Origin of the sequence: Streptomyces sp. NPDC058701, assembly GCF_042715295.1 — a bacterium.
Lineage (GTDB): Bacteria > Actinomycetota > Actinomycetes > Streptomycetales > Streptomycetaceae > Streptomyces.
In genome coordinates, this window is sequence record NZ_JBHXSY010000001.1 from 212,003 (window position 1) to 230,727 (window position 18,725).

The following is an 18,725-nucleotide window of genomic DNA, read 5'->3' on the forward strand; positions in this document are numbered from 1 at the left end:
GGCGGGCGCTGTGTCGGGGTTTCCGTACACCGTTGTACGGACCGTATGAGGGGTCCCGCCCTTTGCGGGGCGAGGGGCCGACGGCCGGAGGCCGGCGCAGCCGGGCGAAGCCCGGGAGGCCGCCTGCGGCCGAGCGGTGCGAGCCCGGCATCCCAGAGTGGTCATGGCGGGCGCTGTGTCGGGGTTTCCGTACACCGTTGTACGGACCGTATGAGGGGTCCCTCCGGGGAGGGGGCCCGGCGGCCCGTGGGCCGCCGGGGTGGGGCGGGTCAGACGGTGATGGAGCGGTCCGTCGGCTTGACCGGGTACGGCAGGGCGCTGGCGCCGGTCAGGAACCGGTCCACGCCGCGGGCGGCCGAGCGGCCCTCCGCGATGGCCCACACGATGAGCGACTGGCCGCGGCCGGCGTCACCGGCGACGAAGACGCCGTCGACGTTGGTCGCGTAGGCCGCGTCGCGCTCGATGTTGCCGCGCGCGTCCAGCGCCAGGCCGAACTGCTGGACCAGGCCGTTCTCCTGGTCCGTGCCCGTGAAGCCCATCGCCAGGGTGACCAGCTGCGCCGGGAGGACGCGCTCGGTGCCGGGCTTCGGAGTGAGCTTGCCGTCGACGAACTCCACCTCGGTGAGGTGCAGCGACTGGACGTTGCCGTCCTCGTCGCCCTCGAAGTGGGTGGTGGAGACGGAGTAGACCCGCTCGCCGCCCTCCTCGTGGGCCGAGGTGACCTTGTACAGCATGGGGAACGTCGGCCACGGCTGGTGCGCGGCCCGCTCCTCCGACGGGCGCGGCATGATCTCCAGCTGCGTGACCGAGGCCGCGCCCTGGCGGTGGGCGGTGCCCACGCAGTCCGCGCCGGTGTCGCCGCCGCCGATGACGACGACGTGCTTGCCCTCGGCCGTGATGGGGGGCGCCATGAAGTCGCCCTCCTGCACCTTGTTCGCGAGCGGCAGGTACTCCATCGCGAAGTGGATGCCGTTCAGCTCGCGGCCCGGGACCGGGAGGTCGCGGGAGACCGTGGCGCCCGCCGCGATGACCACCGCGTCGAACCGCTTGCGGAGGTCGGTGGCGGTGATGTCGCGGCCGACCTCGATGCCGGTGCGGAACTTGGTGCCCTCCGCGCGCATCTGCTCGATGCGGCGGTTGATGTGCACCTTCTCCATCTTGAACTCGGGGATGCCGTAGCGCAGCAGCCCGCCGACGCGGTCGGCGCGCTCGTACACCACGACCGTGTGCCCGGCCCGGGTCAGCTGCTGGGCCGCGGCGAGGCCCGCCGGGCCGGAGCCGATGACGGCGGCGGTCTTGCCCGAGAGCCGCTCGGGCGGCTGCGGGGTCACGTTGCCGTTGTCCCACGCCCGGTCGATGATCGAGACTTCGACGTTCTTGATCGTGACGGCCGGCTGGTTGATGCCGAGCACGCACGCCGACTCGCAGGGAGCCGGGCACAGGCGCCCGGTGAACTCCGGGAAGTTGTTCGTGGCGTGCAGGCGCTCGGACGCCGCCGTCCAGTCCTCGCGGTACGCGAAGTCGTTCCACTCCGGGATCAGGTTCCCGAGCGGGCAGCCGTTGTGGCAGAACGGGATGCCGCAGTCCATGCAGCGGCCGGCCTGCTTGCTGATGATCGGGAGCAGCGAGCCCGGAACGTAGACCTCGTTCCAGTCCTTGAGGCGGTCGGCCACCGGACGGGTACAAGCGGTCTCGCGCGCTGTGGTGAGGAAGCCCTTCGGGTCAGCCATGGGTCGCCGCCTCCATCATCTTCTCAGTGGTCTCGGACTCCGAGAGTCCGGCCAGCTCAGCGGCGTCCTTGGCGGCGAGCACTGCCTTGTACGTGGTCGGGATGATCTTGCTGAATCGATCCGCCGCGGCGGGCCAGTCAGCGAGGAGCTTCGCGGCCACGGTCGAGCCGGTCTCCTCCTCGTGGCGGCGCACCACATCGTGCAGCCACTGCTTGTCCGTGTCGGACAGGTCGGTCTCGACGGCTCCCGCGTTGCCGACGTTGACGTTGGCGGGGTCGAGGTCGATGACGTACGCGACGCCTCCCGACATGCCGGCCGCGAAGTTGCGGCCCGTCTCGCCGAGGACCACGGCCCGGCCGCCGGTCATGTACTCGCAGCCGTGGTCGCCCACGCCCTCCGAGACGACGAGCGCGCCGGAGTTGCGGACGCAGAAGCGCTCGCCGGTGCGGCCGCGCAGGAACATCTCGCCGCCGGTCGCGCCGTAGCCGATCGTGTTGCCGGCGATCGTCGAGTACTCGGCGAGGTGGTCGGCGCCGCGGTCCGGGCGGACCACGATCCGGCCGCCCGAGAGGCCCTTGCCGACGTAGTCGTTGGCGTCGCCCTCCAGGCGGAGCGTGATGCCCTTCGGGACGAAGGCGCCGAAGGACTGGCCGGCCGAACCGGTGAAGGTCAGGTCGATGGTGTCGTCGGGCAGGCCCGCGCCGCCGAACCTCTTCGTGACCTCGTGGCCGAGCATCGTGCCGACGGTCCGGTTGATGTTGCGGATCGCGACCCGGGCGCGCACCGGCTGGGCCTGCTCGGCCGCGTCGGCGTTCAGCGCGTCGGCGGCGAGCTTGATCAGCTCGTTGTCGAGGGCCTTCTCCAGACCGTGGTCCTGCTCGATGAGGGCGTGGCGGACCGCGCCCTCGGGCAGCTCGGGCACGTAGAAGAGCGGCTCCAGGTCGAGGCCCTGGGCCTTCCAGTGCGTGACGGCCTTGGTGGTGTCGAGGAGTTCGGCGTGGCCGACGGCCTCCTCGATCGTGCGGAAGCCCAGCTCGGCGAGGATCTCGCGGACCTCCTCGGCGATGAACTCGAAGAAGTTGACGACGAACTCGGGCTTGCCGGAGAACCGGTCGCGCAGGACCGGGTTCTGCGTGGCGATGCCGACCGGGCAGGTGTCCAGGTGGCAGACGCGCATCATGACGCAGCCGGAGACGACGAGCGGCGCGGTCGCGAAACCGAACTCCTCGGCGCCGAGCAGCGCGGCGATGACCACGTCGCGGCCGGTCTTGAGCTGGCCGTCCGTCTGGACCACGATGCGGTCGCGCAGCCCGTTGAGCAGCAGCGTCTGCTGGGTCTCGGCCAGGCCGAGCTCCCAGGGACCGCCCGCGTGCTTCAGCGAGGTGAGCGGCGAGGCGCCCGTACCGCCGTCGTGGCCGGAGATGAGGACGACGTCCGCGTGGGCCTTGGAGACGCCCGCCGCGACCGTGCCGACGCCGACCTCGGACACGAGCTTCACGTGGATGCGCGCGGCCGGGTTGGCGTTCTTGAGGTCGTGGATCAGCTGAGCCAGGTCCTCGATGGAGTAGATGTCGTGGTGCGGCGGCGGGGAGATCAGGCCCACGCCGGGAGTGGAGTGCCGGGTCTTGGCGACCCACGGGTAGACCTTGTGGCCGGGCAGCTGGCCGCCCTCGCCGGGCTTGGCGCCCTGCGCCATCTTGATCTGGATGTCGTCCGCGTTGACCAGGTACTCGCTCGTCACGCCGAAGCGGCCGGAGGCGACCTGCTTGATGGAGGAGCGGCGCGCCGGGTCGTACAGGCGGTCCGGGTCCTCGCCTCCCTCACCGGTGTTGGACTTGCCGCCCAGCTGGTTCATGGCGATGGCGAGGGTCTCGTGGGCCTCGCGCGAGATCGAGCCGTACGACATGGCGCCGGTGGAGAAGCGCTTGACGATGTCGGCGACCGACTCGACCTCGTCGACGGAGATCGGCGGACGGGCCGCCGCGCCCTCGGTCTTGAAGCCGAAGAGCCCGCGGAGCGTCATGAGGCGCTCGGACTGCTCGTTCACCCGGTCCGTGTACTGCTTGAAGATGTCGTACCGGCGGTTGCGCGTGGCGTGCTGGAGTCGGAAGACCGTCTCCGGGTCGAACAGGTGCGGCTCGCCCTCGCGGCGCCACTGGTACTCGCCGCCGATCTCCAGCGCGCGGTGCGTGGCCGCGATGCCGGAGGCCGGGTAGGCCTTGGCGTGGCGCGCGGCCACCTCCTTGGCGATGACGTCCAGGCCGGCGCCGCCGATCTTGGTGGCGGTACCGCTGAAGTACGCCCCGACGAACTCCTCGTTCAGGCCGACGGCCTCGAAGACCTGGGCGCCGCGGTAGGAGGCGACGGTGGAGATGCCCATCTTGGACATGACCTTCAGGACGCCCTTGCCGAGCGCGTAGATCAGGTTCTTGATGGCCTGCTCCGGCTCCAGGCCGGACAGGAAGGTACCGGCGCGCAGCAGGTCCTCGACGGACTCCATGGCGAGGTACGGGTTGACCGCGGCCGCGCCGTAGCCGATGAGCAGCGCGACGTGGTGGACCTCGCGGACGTCGCCGGCCTCGACCAGCAGGCCCACCTGGGTGCGCTGCTTGGTGGCGATGAGGTGGTGGTGCACGGCGGAGGTGAGCAGCAGCGACGGGATCGGCGCGTGCTCGGCGTCCGAGTGGCGGTCGGAGAGGACGATCAGGTGCGCGCCGTTCGCGATGGCCGCGTCGACCTCGCCCCGGATCTCGTCCAGGCGGGCGGCCAGCGTCTCGCCGCCGCCGGAGACCCGGTAGAGGCCGGAGAGCGTGGCGGCCTTCATGCCCGGCATGTCGCCGTCGGCGTTGACGTGGATGAGCTTGGCCAGCTCGTCGTTGTCGATCACCGGGAAGGGCAGGGTCACGCTGCGGCAGGACGCGGCGGTCGGCTCCAGCAGGTTGCCCTGGGGGCCGAGCGAGGACAGGAGCGAGGTGACGAGCTCCTCGCGGATGGCGTCCAGCGGCGGGTTGGTGACCTGCGCGAACAGCTGCGTGAAGTAGTCGAAGAGCAGCCGGGGCCGCTCGGACAGCGCCGCGATCGGGGAGTCCGTACCCATGGAGCCCAGCGGCTCGCCGGCGGTACGGGCCATCGGCGCGAGGATGACGCGCAGCTCTTCCTCGGTGTAGCCGAAGGTCTGCTGGCGGCGGGTGACCGAGGCGTGGGTGTGCACGATGTGCTCGCGCTCGGGCAGGTCCGTCAGCTCGATCTCGCCGGTCTCCAGCCATTCGGCGTACGGAGCGGCGCCGGCCAGCCCGGCCTTGATCTCGGAGTCCTCGATGATCCGCTTCTGGGCGGTGTCGACGAGGAACATCTTGCCGGGCTGCAGGCGGCCCTTGCGGACGACCTTGGCCGGGTCGATGTCGAGCACGCCGACCTCGGAGCCGAGGACGACGAGACCGTCGTCGGTGACCCAGTAGCGGCCGGGGCGCAGGCCGTTGCGGTCGAGGACCGCGCCGACCTGGGTGCCGTCGGTGAAGGTGACGCAGGCCGGCCCGTCCCAGGGCTCCATCTGCGTGGAGTGGTACTTGTAGAACGCGCGCAGCGCCGGGTCCATGGAGGTGTGGTTCTCCCACGCCTCCGGGATCATCATCAGGACGCTGTGCGGCAGGGAGCGCCCGCCGAGGTGGAGCAGCTCCAGGACCTCGTCGAAGGAGGCCGAGTCGGAGGCGTCCGGGGTGCAGATCGGGAAGATGCGCTCCAGGGCGCCGTCGCCGAACACTCCGGAGGCCAGCTGGGACTCGCGGGCCTTCATCCAGTTGCGGTTGCCCTTGACCGTGTTGATCTCGCCGTTGTGCGCGACGAAGCGGTACGGGTGGGCGAGCGGCCAGGACGGGAAGGTGTTCGTCGAGAACCGGGAGTGGACCAGGGCGAGCGTCGACGCGAAGCGACGGTCGGAGAGGTCCGGGAAGAAGGGCTCCAGCTGGCCGGTGGTCAGCATGCCCTTGTAGACGATGGTGCGCGCGGAGAGCGACGGGAAGTACACCCCGGCCTCGCGCTCGGCGCGCTTGCGCAGCACGAACGCCTTGCGGTCCAGCTCGATGCCGGTGCTGCCGTTGCTGACGAACAGCTGGGAGAAGGCCGGCATGGTGGCGCGGGCGCCGTTGCCGAGCAGGTCGGGGGTGACGGGCACCTCGCGCCAGCCGAGGACCGTGAGGTCCTCCTCGGCGGCGATGGCCTCGATCCGCGCGACGGCCTGTGCGGAGCCGTCGGCGGGCAGGAAGGCGATGCCGACGGCGTACGCGCCGGCTTCGGGGAGCTCGAACCCGGCCACCTCGCGCAGGAACGCGTCCGGCACCTGGGAGAGGATTCCGGCGCCGTCGCCCGAGTCGGGCTCGGAGCCCGTCGCGCCGCGGTGCTCGAGGTTCCGCAATACGGTCAGCGCCTGCTCGACCAGCGTGTGGCTGGCCTCGCCGCTGAGGTTGGCCACAAAGCCGACGCCGCAGGCGTCGTGCTCGTTGCGCGGGTCGTACATGCCCTGCTGGGCGGGGCGACCGTCCATGGGCGACCAGGCGGTGGTGCTGGGGCCGGTCGCGGAGTGCGTGGATGCGGAACGCATCGGCTCTCCCGTCGTCGTCGTGGCATATGTGCATAAGCCGAGGGACGACGTTGGCCCTCTGCGAAATTTCGTGCAGATTACATGATGACGACAATCCCGAGAAGCGGATATGCCATTCCAGCATGCGGACAGTGCACGGGCAGAAAAGTGGGGACCTTGGCGGGCGAATCAGCGTGCGATCACGGGCCGAAGATCCCGGCGCGAGGGGCATCGTTGCCCCTGGGCGCCACCCGGCAGGGGCCGGGGGACGCCATGGTGTGATGCCCGGCGGACACGGAAGCGAAACCGCCGAGTAACGAACTACTTATGTCGCGTACTGCATAGTGTCTCATTCCCTGCGCGGTCAGCCTACGGCTCCACCGATCCAGGTTCCCAGGATGTACGTCACACCCGCGGCCGCGCCACCCAGGACGAGCTGGCGCAGCCCGCTGTACCACCAGGACCTGGCCGTGACCCGGGAGACGACCGCCCCGCAGGCGAACAGCCCCACCAGGGCGAGCAGCACCGCCGGCCACAGCGAGACCGCCCCGAGCAGGTACGGCAGCACGGGCAACAGCGCACCCAGTGCGAAGGAGCCGAACGAGGACACCGCCGCGACCGTCGGGGACGGCAGGTCCTCGGGGTCGATCCCGAGCTCCTCGCGGGCGTGGATCTCCAGCGCCTGCTCGGGGTCCCGGGAGAGCTGCATGGCCACCTCGCGGGCGAGGGAGGGGTCGACGCCGCGCGAGACGTAGAGCTCCGCCAGCTCCTCCATCTCGTCGACGGGGTGCTTGCGCAGCTGCTGGCGCTCCACGTCGAGCTCGGCGAGTACCAGCTCGCGCTGCGAGGCCACCGAGGTGTACTCGCCGGCCGCCATCGAGAACGCGCCGGCCGCGAGGCCCGCCAGCCCGGTGATCGCCACGACGTGCGGGGCGACGGCGCCGCCGGCGACGCCGGTCATCAGGGCGAGGTTGGACACCAGCCCGTCCATGGCACCGAAGACCGCCGGGCGCAGCCATCCGCCGTTGACGTCGCGGTGGGTGTGGTTGTCGCGGTGGGCGGTGTGCAGCGGTGCTTCGGTGTCGATGATGGACATGGCGGTGCTCTTCTCCCCTTTTGTACGAGTGGGTACGCGAAGTCGACGCGCAGCCGACGCGCGGACACCCACTCCCCCTGAACACCTCGAACCTACGCACGATTTTTGCCGCCCGCCAGCAAGGAAGGCCGTACTTACCTGCGGTTTTGCGGCTCGGCGACCGGGTGACGAGAGCCCGCGCGGGGTGTTTCGCGGCGAGCGACAAACCAGATGTCATGGCACAAATCCCCCAAGGGCTCATCATGAGTCCCATCAAATGGAGAGGCGCGCCATGGAGCTGATTGCATGCAATCCGCAGGTCCTCCTCGAACGGGCCAGGGGTGCTCTTCTGGGACTCGCGGTGGGTGACGCGCTGGGCGCCCCCGCGGAGAACATGAAACCGTCGGAGATCCGGGCCAGGTGGGGCCGCATCGAAGGCTTCGTGTCGGACGACCCGGCGGGCACCGACGACACCGAGTACGCGATCTTCTCCGGGCTCCTGCTGGCCCGGCACGGTACGGCGCTCACCGTCGCCCACGTGGAGCGGGCCTGGCACCACTGGATCGCGGACCTCGACGAGGGCCCCTTCCGCGGCGCGGGCTTCTCGGAGCGCGGCACGCTGGAGAACCTCCGCCGGGGCCTCGCGGCCCCCATCTCCGCGCAGCACCGGCACGCCTGGTCGGACGGGCTGGCGATGCGGGCGGCCCCCTTCGGGGTCTTCGCGGCCGGCCGCCCGGCCGAGGCGGCGCGGCTCGTCGCGATCGACGGCTGCGTGAGCCACGACGGGGAGGGCATCTACGGCGGCCAGGCCGTCGCGGCGGGCGTCGCGGCGGCCATGGCCGGCGGCTCCCCGGCCTCCGTGGTCTCGGCGGCCCTGTCGGTCATCCCCTCCGACTCCTGGACGGCCCGCTCCCTGCGGCGCGCGGTGACCGCCGCCCCGCGCGGCGAGCGGGCCGTACGCTCGGCCGTCGTCATCGGCGGCTACCCGTGGACGGACCTGGCGCCCGAGGCGGTGGGCCTGGCCTTCGGCGCGTTCGCCGCGTGCGGGGGCGACTTCGCCGCCTCCGTCCTGACCGCCGTGAACATGGGGCGCGACGCGGACACCACGGCGGCGGTCGCGGGCGCGCTGGCCGGCGCCATGTCGGGCGCCGAAGCGATCCCCGCCGCCTGGGCGTCGGCCATCGGCCCGGTCCGAGGCAGCTGCCTCCCCTCGATGCGGGGCTACCACGTCCTGGACATCGCGGACCTCCTCACCCCCGAATACGAGACCCCCCGATGACCCCGCCCCCGTACACCCCGGACCCCGTGACCCCCCACCCGGCTCCGCCGGCCCCGGCCCCCGCGAGCCCGGCGGCCCCGGCCGGGACGGCCGGCCGCCCGCCCGACCCGACTCCCCCGGGCGCGACGGCCCCGGACCCGGCGGCCGCCCGTGCCACGGCCCCGGAGCCCGCCCCGGCGGGCCCGGACCCGCTTCCCGGCACGACGTGCCCCGCTCCCCCGCGGTGGACGGCCGCCGCCCCGCGGACCGCCGCCCCGCCGAGCACCGCCCTCCCGGCGCCGGACACCCCGACCGCGCCGGGGGTTCCGGGGCCGGGCGGCGGCCCGGAGCCCCGTACCGCCGCCGCCGGGCTCGCGCCCGTACCGGACTCCGCGCCGCGAGCACCCCGTACGGCCGGGGTCCGGATCGCCGGGCACCCGGCCGGGCCCCCCGCGGACCTCCCCCGCCCGGAGCCCCGTACCGCCGCGGACGCGACCGGCGGCGCGGACGGCCGGCGGCGGATCGAGGGGCTGCTGCTCGGGCTCGCCGCCGGCGACGCGGCCGGCTGGCCCGCCGCCCGCCACCGCGCCAGCCGGATGCCCGAGTGGACCCGGCGCCTCACCCGGGAGCTCGACACCTTCGCCGAGCAGAACGCCACCACCACCCTCCCCGTCCCGATCGCCCTCAACCAGCCCCCGGAGCCGCTGCGCCTCGGCCCCAGCGACGACGCCGAGTGGGCGGCCTTCGCCGCCGAGTCCGTGCTCACGGCCGCCGGGGTGCTGCTCAGCGACCTCTCCCGCTCCCGCCGGATGCGCGCCGCCATCGACCTCGCGTGGAACGCCCTCGCCTCGGAGGTCGCCGCGGCCGCGGAACGCGCCCCCGAGGTGGAGTCCGCCGTGCTCCCGCTCCGCGCCCGGATCTCCGTCCGCGCCGGCCTGGGCAACCTCGCCGCCGGCCTGCGCCCGCCCGCCACCGGCCACGACAACCCGCACTACTTCGACGACGCCGCCTGCGTCCGCGCCTGCGTCCTGGCCGTCGTCCACCCCGGATCCCCGGCCACCGCCGCGGACCTGGCCGAGTTCGACGCCCGCTACACCCAGGACGGCGACGGCGTCCACGGCGCCCGCGCGATGGCCGCCGCCATCGCCACCGCCCTCGCCGGCGCGGACGTCGACGCCGCCGTCGAGGCCGCCCTCACCCAGCTCCCCGAGTCCAGCGAGATCGGCCGCAACGCCCGGCACGCCGTCGGGCTCGCCCGCGCCCACCTCGCGGCGAACGCCGAAGGCGGCGCCTTCGCCATCGTCCCCACCCTGGAACACGAGATCGTGGACCACGTGTACAGCTACGGGATCGCCGCCGCCGAGACCGTGCCCGTCGCCCTCGCGCTCGCGACCGCCGCCCGCGGCAAGGTGGCGGAGGCCGTTCCGGCCGCCGCCTGCCTGTCCCGCGTCGCGGACTCCGCCCCCGCCCTCGCCGGCGCCCTCACCGGCGCGCTCGGCGGCGGCGACTCGATCCCCGCCGCCTGGCGCGAGGCCTGCCGGACCCTGTCCGGCTGCGCCCTCCCCCGCCTCGCCGGAACCGACCTCGTCGCACTCGCCGCGCTCCTCGCGCGTACGGAACTCACCTCACCCAAGGGATGATTCGGACATGACGCTCACGTTGGAGGACCGGGCCCACGGCGCCCTCGTCGGAGCCGCCGTCGGCGACGCGCTCGGCGGCCCGGTGGAGGGCTGGACCCCGGACCAGATCGTGGAACGGCACGGTGGCCGCGTCCGCGGCATCGTCGGCCCCTGGTACGAGGACTGGCGCACGGCGCGCCCCATCGCCCCGTACCACAAGGGCGACGGACACGTCACGGACGACACCTTGATGACGCACGCGCTGGTACGGGTCTACGAGGCCGTGCGCGACCACCTCGACGCCTACGCGGTCGCCGACCACCTCGTCCCGGACCTGATGGGCAACCCCCGCTGGATCCCCGAACTGGAGGCGGAGGCACTGCCGTTGCAGCGGATCTTCCTCGCCGAGAAGTGGATCGTGACGCGGCTGCACTACGCGCACGTGGACCCGCGCGAGGCCGGCAGCGGCAACATCGTCAACTGCGGTGCGGCGATGTACATGGCGCCGGTCGGCATCGTCAACGCCGGCAACCCGGAGGGTGCGTACGCGGAGGCGCTGGACGTCGCGGGCGCGCACCAGTCCTCGTACGGACGGGAGGCCGCGGGCGTGTTCGCGGCGGCCGTGGCGGCGGCGTGCGTCCCGGGCGCCACCGCCGCCTCGGTGGTGGACACCGTCCTGGCCCTGGCCAAGGACGGCACCCGCGCGGCCGTCGCTGCGGTCGCCGAAGCGGCCTCCCGTCACCGGGACGTCGAGTCCGCCCTGGTCCCGCTGCGGGCGGCCGTCGCCCCGTACGACTCGGTGGGCCCCGAGTACCGCAAGCCGTCCCTGGGCGCCCGGCGCCCGTCCCGTCTGCACTCCATCGAGGAGCTCCCCGTCGCGCTCGGCATGCTGCTGGTCGCGGACGGCGCGTACGAACCCTCGGTGCTCGGCGCCGTCAACTACGGCCGCGACTGCGACTCCATCGCCACCATGGCGGGCGCGATCGCCGGGGCCCTCGGCGGGGAGTCCGCCGTCCCCGAGTCCTGGGCCAAGCAGGTCGCCGAGGCCAGCCGCCTCGACCTGCACGCGCCGGCCGCCGCGCTGGCCGCGGTGACCCGCGAGGTCTTCGCCCTCGACCGCTCCCGCCGCCGCACCCACGAGGCGGCCTTCACCGCGATCGCCGCCCCCCGGTGACCCGCCCCGACCCCGCCGCGCCGCCGGTCCCCCACGGGGCCACGCCCGTCGGTCCGCCCGGGTCCACCGCCGGAACGACGCCGCCCGGGACGACGCCGACCGGCGCGTCGCCGACCGGGGACGGCCGGACCCCCGACCCCGCCGGCGGCCCACCGCACGGCGGCGCCGACGCCCCCCTCGGCTTCCGCTCGGCATCCGGAACCCGGGCAGGCCGCACCGGCGTCGCCGCCACGGTCCCCGCCGGGGTCACCGCCCCCGCGCCCACCCGGCCCGGGTCCGGCCCGGAGCCGGGGCAGGGACGGGATTCCGGGCGCAGGCCGCCGGCCGCCGAGCGGGCCGTACGGGTCACCTGGGCGCAGCCCGAGGACCTCGTCGGGCACGAGCTCCGGCAGGCGGCCGAGGACGGCCGGGACCCCGGGCCCGCCCGCCGGGCCTGGCTGGCGGCCGGCGGGCATCCCGCGCCCGAGCGGGCCGGCGCCTCCCCCTGCCCGGCCGGGCCGGAGCTCCGCGCCCTCGCCACCCGGCTGCTGGACGAACTCGCCCTGCTGCCCTCTCCGCTGGCCGCCGACGAGCCCGCGTCCTGGGAGGCGGTCCGCGCCACCTGGCCGGCCGGCGCCCCGGGCCCGCGCGGCACACCGGGCCCGCCGGACGGCACCCGGCCGGGCCCCGCCGTACCGGGCCGCGCCGCCCCGGGACCCCGCGCACCGGAGCCGGCCCCCGCCGCCGGTCCCCGGCTCGCGGCCCGGCTGGAAGCCGCCTGGCTGGGGCGGGCCGCCGGGTGCCTGCTCGGCAAGCCCGTCGAGAAGCTGCCCCTGGCCGCCATCCGGGCGCTGGCCCGCGCCACCGGGAACTGGCCGCTGAACGACTGGTTCACCGCCCGGGGCGTCCCCCCGGAGCTGCTGGCCGCCCACCCCTGGAACCGCCGCTCGGCCCCGACCTCCCTCGCCGAGAACATCGACGGCATGCCCGAGGACGACGACCTCAACTACCCCCTCCTCGGCCTGCTCCTGCTCCAGCGGCACGGCAAGGGGTTCACCACCGCGGACGTCGCCCGCCTCTGGCTCGACGAACTGCCCGCCGGACGGACCTTCACCGCCGAGCGCGTCGCCTACCGCAACCTCCTCCTCGGGCTGGAGCCGCCCGCCACCGCCACCCACCACAACCCGTTCCGCGAGTGGATCGGCGCCCTCATCCGCGCCGACGTCCACGGCTGGACCCACCCCGGCAATCCGGCCGCCGCCGCGGCCCAGGCGTACCGGGACGCCACCCTGACCCACACCGGCAACGGCGTGTACGCCGCGCTCCTCGTCGCCGCGGCCACCGCCGAGGCCGCCACCGGCGCCGTGGACGTCCACGGCGCGCTGCGGGCCGGGCTGGCGGTCGTACCGCCCCGCTCCCGGCTCGCCGAAGCCGTCCGGTTCGCGATCGCCGCGGCCGCCGAGGAGCCCGACTTCGACCGCGTCGTCGACGCCCTGCACGCGCGCTACGGCCACTACCACTGGGTCCACGCCGTTCCCAACACCGCCCTGATCGCGGCCGCCCTCACCCACGCCGGCGGGGACTTCACCCGCTCCGTCTGCCGCGCCGTGTCGGGCGGCTGGGACACCGACTCCAACGGCGCCACGGCCGGAGCCCTCGCCGGACTGCTCGCCGGATCGCCGGACGCCCTCCCGGAACGCTGGACCGCCCCGCTGAGGAACCGCCTGTCCACCACCGTCCCCGGGTTCGACGGCACCGGCTTCGACACCCTCGCCCACCTCACCGCACAGGAGGCAGCACGCTCATGACGGCCATCGCCGTGCTCGGCAGTACGAACATGGACCTCGTCGCCTACGTCCCCAAGGCCCCCCGCCTCGGGGAGACCGTCACCGGCACCGCCTTCCGCACCGTGCCCGGCGGCAAGGGCGCCAACCAGGCCGTCGCGGCCGCCCGCCTCGGCGGGAGCGTGGTGATGATCGGGGCGGTCGGGGCCGACGAGTTCGGCGTACGGCTGCGCTCCGCGCTCGCCGCGGCCGGAGTCGAGACGGCCGCGCTGCGCACGGTCGAGGGGGCCAGCGGCACCGCCCACATCACGGTGGACGACGAGGGCGGCAACAGCATCGTCGTCATCCCCGGCGCCAACGGCCGCGTCACGGGGCTGGAGGCGGGCGACGACAGCCGCATCGCCGCCGCCGACGCCCTGCTCCTCCAGCTCGAACTACCCCTGGAGGCCGTCCTCGCCGGAGCCCTGGCCGCCCGCGCGCACGGGGTCCGCACGGTCCTGACCCCGGCCCCGGCGCAGCGGCTGCCGGCCGAACTCCTCGCCGCGACCGACCTCCTGGTGCCCAACGAGCACGAGGCGGCGGCCCTCACCGGGCTCACCGACCCGCACCGGGCCGCGGCGGCCCTGCTGGACGAGGTACCGGAGGTGGTCGTGACGCTGGGCGCCGCCGGGGTGCTGTACGCCGCGCGCGGCCGCGCACCGCTCACCGTGCCGGCGAGCCGGGTCCGGGCCGTGGACACCACCGCGGCCGGGGACACGTTCGTCGGCGCCCTCGCCGTGGCTCTGGGCGAGGGCCGCCCGATGCCGCTCGCGCTGCGCTGGGCCTCGGCGGCGGCCGCGCTCTCCGTCCAGCGGCCCGGGGCCCAGGACTCGATGCCCACCCGCGCGGAGGTCTACGCCTTCACCCCGCCCGGCTCCGACGCGGCGCCCGCGCCCGGCTCCGACCCGGCGCCCGGATCCGTCGGGCCCGTGGACCGGACGGCCTCCGGGAATCCCGGCCGCGGAACCCCGGCCGGCCCCGGATCCGCCGGCACCTCCGGAGCCGCCTCGTGACGCCCTCCGGCGCGGCCCCCGGCCCCGCCCCGCGCACGGCCGCCACCGGGACGGCCGCCACCGGGACAGCCGTCGGCACCGCCACCGGCACCCCTCGGGCCGCCGGCCCGGCCACCGGCGCCGCGGCGCCCGCCCCGGGGCCCCTGCGAGGGCTCCGCGTCCTCGACCTCGCCAGTCTCTTCGCCGGGCCCCTCGCCGCCACCCTGCTGGGCGACTTCGGCGCCGAGGTCGTCAAGGTCGAGCACCCCGGCCGGCCCGACCCGTCCCGGGGGCACGGCCCCGCCAAGGACGGCGTCGGCCTGTGGTGGAAGCTCCTGGGCCGGAACAAGCGGACCATGACCCTCGACCTGTCCACCCCCGGCGGCCGGGACGTCCTGCTGCGCCTCGCCGCCACCGCGGACGTCGTCGTCGAGAACTTCCGCCCCGGCACGCTGGAGAGGTGGGGCCTGGGCTGGGCCGAGCTGTCGGCCGCCAACCCGCGGCTGGTCCTGGCCCGCGTCACCGCGTTCGGCCAGCACGGGCCGTACGCCCACCGCCCGGGCTTCGGCACCCTCGCCGAGGCGATGAGCGGCTTCGCCGCGATCACCGGGGAGCCGGACGGGCCGCCGACCCTGCCGCCCTTCGGCCTGGCGGACTCGATCGCCGCGCTGACCACCGCGTACGCCGTGATGACCGCGCTCGCCGGACGCGACCGCACCGGCGTCGGGCAGGTCGTGGACCTGGCCATCATCGAGCCGATCCTCACCGTGCTGGGCCCGCACCCCCTCTGGTACGACCAGCTCGGCTACGTGCAGCCCCGCACCGGCAACCGCTCCACGAACAACGCGCCCCGCAACACCTACCGCAGCCTCGACGGGCGCTGGCTCGCGGTCTCCACCTCCGCCCAGTCCGTCGCCGAGCGCGTGGTGCGCCTCGTCGGCCGGCCCGAGCTGATCGGCGAGCCGTGGTTCGCGACGGGTTCCGGCCGGGCCGCCCACGCTCCCGTACTGGACGAGGCCGTCGGCGGCTGGATCGCCCGGCACAAGGCGGACGAGGTCCTGGCCGCCTTCGAGGACGCCCAGGCCGCGGTCGCGCCGGTCTACGACGTACGGGACGTGATGGAGGACCCGCAGTACGCGGCCCTGGACACCGTCACCGAGGTCGAGGACCCCGAACTCGGCCCGATCCGGATGCAGAACATCCTCTTCCGGCTCTCCGAGACCCCGGGCGGCATCCGCTGGGCCGGCCGCCCGCACGGCGCGGACACCGATGAGGTCCTCGCCGAACTCGGCCTGACCGGAACCGAGATCGACGCACTGCGGACGGAGGGAGTCCTGTGATCCTCACCTGGCTCTACGCACCGGGCGACCGTCCGGCGGTGGTGGCCAAGGCCCTCGCCTGCGGGGCGGACGCCGTCATCGTGGACCTGGAGGACGCCGTACCGGCCTCCCGCAAGGAGTACGCCCGCTCCGCCACCGCCGAACTGCTCGACGAGCGGCCACCGCTCCCCGTCCACGTACGCGTCAACGCCCTGGACTCCCCCTGGGGCGGCGCGGACCTCGCGGCCCTGGCCGGCCTGCACGGCCTCGCCGGCCTGCGACTGCCCAAGATCAGCTCTCCGGAGCAGATCACCACGGCCGCCGACCGGGCCGGCGGCGTCGGCCTGCACGCCCTCCTGGAGTCGGCTCTGGGGGTGGAGCGCGCGTACGAGATCGCCCGCGCCCACCCCTCCCTGCGCGGCCTCTCGCTGGGCGAGGCGGATCTGCGGGCCGACCTCGGCGTCAGCGCCGATGCGGGACTCGACTGGTGCCGCTCCCGGGTGGTGGTGGCGGCGCGGGCCGCGGGCCTCTCACCCCCGGCCCAGTCGGTGTTCCCCGACATCCGGGACCTGGAAGCACTGGCCGCCTCCTGCGCCCGCGGCCGGTCCCTGGGCTTCCTCGGCCGGGCCGCGATCCACCCCCGCCAGCTGCCGGTGATCGAGCGGGCCTACGTCCCCGCGGCCGAAGAGGTCGCCGCCGCCGAGGAGGTGCTCGGCGCCGCCCGCGACACCCCGGGGGCGCTGGCGCTGCCCGACGGCCGGTTCGTGGACCCGGCGGTGGTGGCCGCGGCCCACCGCACCCTGGCCCTGTCCCGCCGGGCGCCCACGCGGTGAGGGCACGCGGCGTCCGGACCCGGCGCGCGCCGCCCGGGGAACGCGGGAGGGGCGCCGCGCGGTGCGCGGCGCCCCTCCCGGAACATTCCGGTCAGGCCTTCCCGGCCTCCGGGCTCCCGCCCTCGGCCGGTTCCGCCTTCCGCAGGTCCGCCGTGACGGGGCCCTTCGGCTCGGCCGTGCCGGCCGGCGCGGCGTCCGCGGGCTCGGCGTCCGCGGGCGCGGCCTTCGTCAGGACGGAGGCCTTGGACTCCGCGGCCGGCTTCGCGCCGGGCTCGGCCTCGCCCTTGACGGCGCCCTGGTCCGCGTCCTTGCCTGCGCCGTCGGCGGTGTCCCGGGCTCCGGCGGCGTCCTCGGCGGCGCCGCCGGTCCCGTCCTCGCCCTTGTCCTTCGTGGCGCCGGGGGTCTCCGGCTCGACGACCGCCTCGCGGCCCGGCCGCAGCCTGGCCGACAGCACCAGGTAGACCACGGCCAGGACGAAGACGACGATCGACGTCCAGACGTTCAGCCGCAGGCCCAGGATGTGGTGCGCCTCGTCGACCCGCATGTACTCGATCCAGCCCCGGCCCACGCAGTACGCGGCGACGTACAGTGCGAACGCCCGCCCGTGGCCGAGCGTGAAGCGGCGGTCGGCCCAGATCACCAGCACGGCGACGCCGACGCACCAGAGCGACTCGTACAGGAACGTCGGGTGGTAGGTGCCGGCGACGCGGTTCGCGCCCTCGCTGATCTCCACCGCCCACGGCAGGTCGGTGGCCCGGCCGTACAGCTCCTGGTTGAACCAGTTGCCCCAGCGCCCGCAGGCCTGGGCCAGCGCGATGCCGGGGGCCAGGGCGTCCGCCCAGGCCGGCAGCGGGATGCCGCGCAGTCGGCAGCCGATCCAGGCACCCACCGCGCCGAGCGCGATGGCACCCCAGATGCCGAGGCCGCCCTCCCAGATCTTGAAGGCGTCGACCCAGTTGCGGCCCTCGCCGAAGTACAGCTGGTAGTCGGTGATCACGTGGTAGAGGCGACCGCCGACCAGCCCGAACGGCACCGCCCACACGGCGATGTCCGCGACCGTCCCCGGCTTGCCGCCTCTGGCGACCCACCGCTTGTTGCCGAGCCAGACGGCGACGAAGACGCCGACGATGATGCAGAACGCGTAGCCGCGCAGCGGGATCGGTCCGAGATGGATCACGCCGGTCGACGGGCTGGGGATGTAAGCAATGTCCATGGCAGAGCTGACGCTACCCTGCCGGGTGGTGCGGACCGCAACCACCCGGCAAGCCGAAACCAAATCCACACACGGCACAGGGGCCGCTCAGTCCCCGGACGTACCGCCCGACGGCGCCTTCGAGGATCCGGTGGACGAGCCGGCGGACGAGCCGTCCGCGCCGCCCTTCGAGGCCGTCCGCGACCCGCCGCCCGACGGCGTGGCCGACGGCGAGGCCTTCGTACCGGCACCCGCACCGCTGCCGCTGCCGTTTCCGCTGCCGGACGACGCGTCCGCCGACGGCGTGGCCTTGCCCGCCCCCTTCGCCGAGGCCTCGACCTTCTCCTTGAGCTTCTGCGGGGTCAGCGGGTTCGCCTGGTCGGCGAAGATGTCCTTGCCGTCCAGGAGCACGGTCGGGGTCCCCCGGAACTTGCCCTCCCGGAACGCCTCCTGCGACTTGGCCACCCAGCTGTTGTGGGTGCCTTCCTCGACGCAGGCCCGGAACGCGGGGGTGTCCAGTCCCTCCACCTTGCCGGCCAGCTCCAGCAGCCTGGCGTTCTTGCCGAAGGCGTCGTCGACCTCCTCCGGCTGGTTCTGGAAGAGCACGTCGTGGTACGCGGAGAACTTGCCGACGTCCTGCGCGCAGGCCGCCGCGTTGGCCGACTTCAGGGAGCCGCTGCCGCCCATGTTCCCGTCGATGAGCGTGACGATGTGGTAATCGACCTTGAGCAGGCCCTTGGCCTCCAGGTCGTGGACGGTGTCCCGGTACTGGTCCTCGAAGCCCTTGCAGGCGGGGCAGCGGAAGTCCTCCCACACGGTGAGCGTGGACTTCGCCTCGCCCTTGCCCGTCTGGATGGCGAGCGCGTCCTTGCCGGTGGCCCCCGAGGGGGCGACCACCGGACCGGCCTTGTCGGCGCCGCTCTTGCCGGTGTTGGCCGCGATCAGGCCGACGACGGCGGCCAGGCCGAGGACGCCGACCACCGCCGCCGACACGACGAGGGTCCGCCGGCGCTTGTCCCGGGCCTTCTCCCGCTGGCGCTCCTCCTGGAGTCGCTCCCGGGCCGATCGTTTCGTCGCATCGCGGTTCGCACCGTCGTTCTTCTCGCTCACGTTCCGCCAAACGAAGCAGGGAGGCACTCGCGTGCCTCCCTGCCC

At 74.4% G+C, this 18,725-nt stretch carries 12 protein-coding genes; 7 read left to right on the plus strand and 5 right to left on the minus strand.

What is annotated here, in order from left to right; all coding sequences use genetic code 11:
* Positions 1 to 269: 269 nt before the first annotated feature.
* The 3 genes from ACFWW8_RS01010 to ACFWW8_RS01020 all read right to left on the minus strand — a co-directional run bounded on the left by ACFWW8_RS01010 (position 270) and on the right by ACFWW8_RS01020 (position 7,402).
* Positions 270 to 1,730 (minus strand): glutamate synthase subunit beta, encoded by a 1,461-nt coding sequence (locus ACFWW8_RS01010; protein ID WP_386521851.1) that lies wholly within the window; start codon positions 1,728 to 1,730, stop codon positions 270 to 272.
* Positions 1,723 to 6,270: a glutamate synthase large subunit gene (gene gltB / locus ACFWW8_RS01015; protein WP_386522211.1), complete on the minus strand. Its 4,548-nt coding sequence runs from the start codon at positions 6,268 to 6,270 to the stop codon at positions 1,723 to 1,725. The genes ACFWW8_RS01010 and gltB overlap by 8 nt, the downstream gene beginning before the upstream one ends.
* A gap of 400 nt (positions 6,271 to 6,670) precedes the next feature.
* Positions 6,671 to 7,402, minus strand: a complete 732-nt coding sequence (locus tag ACFWW8_RS01020; protein ID WP_386521853.1) for a VIT1/CCC1 transporter family protein — start codon at positions 7,400 to 7,402, stop codon at positions 6,671 to 6,673.
* Positions 7,403 to 7,673: 271 nt separating this feature from the next.
* Between ACFWW8_RS01020 and ACFWW8_RS01025 the strand changes: the two genes are divergently transcribed.
* From ACFWW8_RS01025 to ACFWW8_RS01055, 7 genes are all read left to right on the plus strand, one after another.
* Complete coding sequence (locus ACFWW8_RS01025; RefSeq protein ID WP_386521856.1) at positions 7,674 to 8,660, plus strand: ADP-ribosylglycohydrolase family protein; 987 nt, start codon at positions 7,674 to 7,676, stop codon at positions 8,658 to 8,660.
* Positions 8,657 to 10,279: an ADP-ribosylglycohydrolase family protein gene (locus ACFWW8_RS01030; protein ID WP_386521858.1), complete on the plus strand. Its 1,623-nt coding sequence runs from the start codon at positions 8,657 to 8,659 to the stop codon at positions 10,277 to 10,279. Before ACFWW8_RS01025 ends, ACFWW8_RS01030 begins: the two co-directional genes overlap by 4 nt.
* 7 nt (positions 10,280 to 10,286) lie before the next feature.
* Positions 10,287 to 11,432, plus strand: a complete 1,146-nt coding sequence (locus tag ACFWW8_RS01035; protein WP_386521860.1) for an ADP-ribosylglycohydrolase family protein — start codon at positions 10,287 to 10,289, stop codon at positions 11,430 to 11,432.
* Positions 11,429 to 13,219, plus strand: a complete 1,791-nt coding sequence (locus ACFWW8_RS01040; protein WP_386521862.1) for an ADP-ribosylglycohydrolase family protein — start codon at positions 11,429 to 11,431, stop codon at positions 13,217 to 13,219. Before ACFWW8_RS01035 ends, ACFWW8_RS01040 begins: the two co-directional genes overlap by 4 nt.
* Positions 13,216 to 14,247 (plus strand): ribokinase, encoded by a 1,032-nt coding sequence (gene rbsK / locus ACFWW8_RS01045; RefSeq protein ID WP_386521864.1) that lies wholly within the window; start codon positions 13,216 to 13,218, stop codon positions 14,245 to 14,247. Before ACFWW8_RS01040 ends, rbsK begins: the two co-directional genes overlap by 4 nt.
* Before the next feature lie 143 nt (positions 14,248 to 14,390).
* A complete protein-coding gene (locus tag ACFWW8_RS01050) occupies positions 14,391 to 15,566 on the plus strand; it encodes a CaiB/BaiF CoA transferase family protein (RefSeq protein WP_386522214.1) in 1,176 nt (391 codons plus the stop codon).
* Positions 15,563 to 16,378, plus strand: coding sequence for an HpcH/HpaI aldolase/citrate lyase family protein (locus tag ACFWW8_RS01055; RefSeq protein WP_386521867.1), 816 nt, complete (start codon positions 15,563 to 15,565; stop codon positions 16,376 to 16,378). The genes ACFWW8_RS01050 and ACFWW8_RS01055 overlap by 4 nt, the downstream gene beginning before the upstream one ends.
* 91 nt (positions 16,379 to 16,469) lie before the next feature.
* Here ACFWW8_RS01055 and lgt read toward each other — a convergent pair whose 3' ends face one another.
* Positions 16,470 to 17,591 carry a prolipoprotein diacylglyceryl transferase gene (lgt, locus tag ACFWW8_RS01060; RefSeq protein WP_386521870.1) on the minus strand — a complete coding sequence of 374 codons (1,122 nt, stop codon included), beginning with the start codon at positions 17,589 to 17,591 and terminating at the stop codon, positions 16,470 to 16,472.
* An 87-nt stretch (positions 17,592 to 17,678) separates the two neighbouring features.
* Positions 17,679 to 18,680, minus strand: coding sequence for a DsbA family protein (locus tag ACFWW8_RS01065; RefSeq protein WP_386521873.1), 1,002 nt, complete (start codon positions 18,678 to 18,680; stop codon positions 17,679 to 17,681).
* Positions 18,681 to 18,725: the final 45 nt, after the last annotated feature.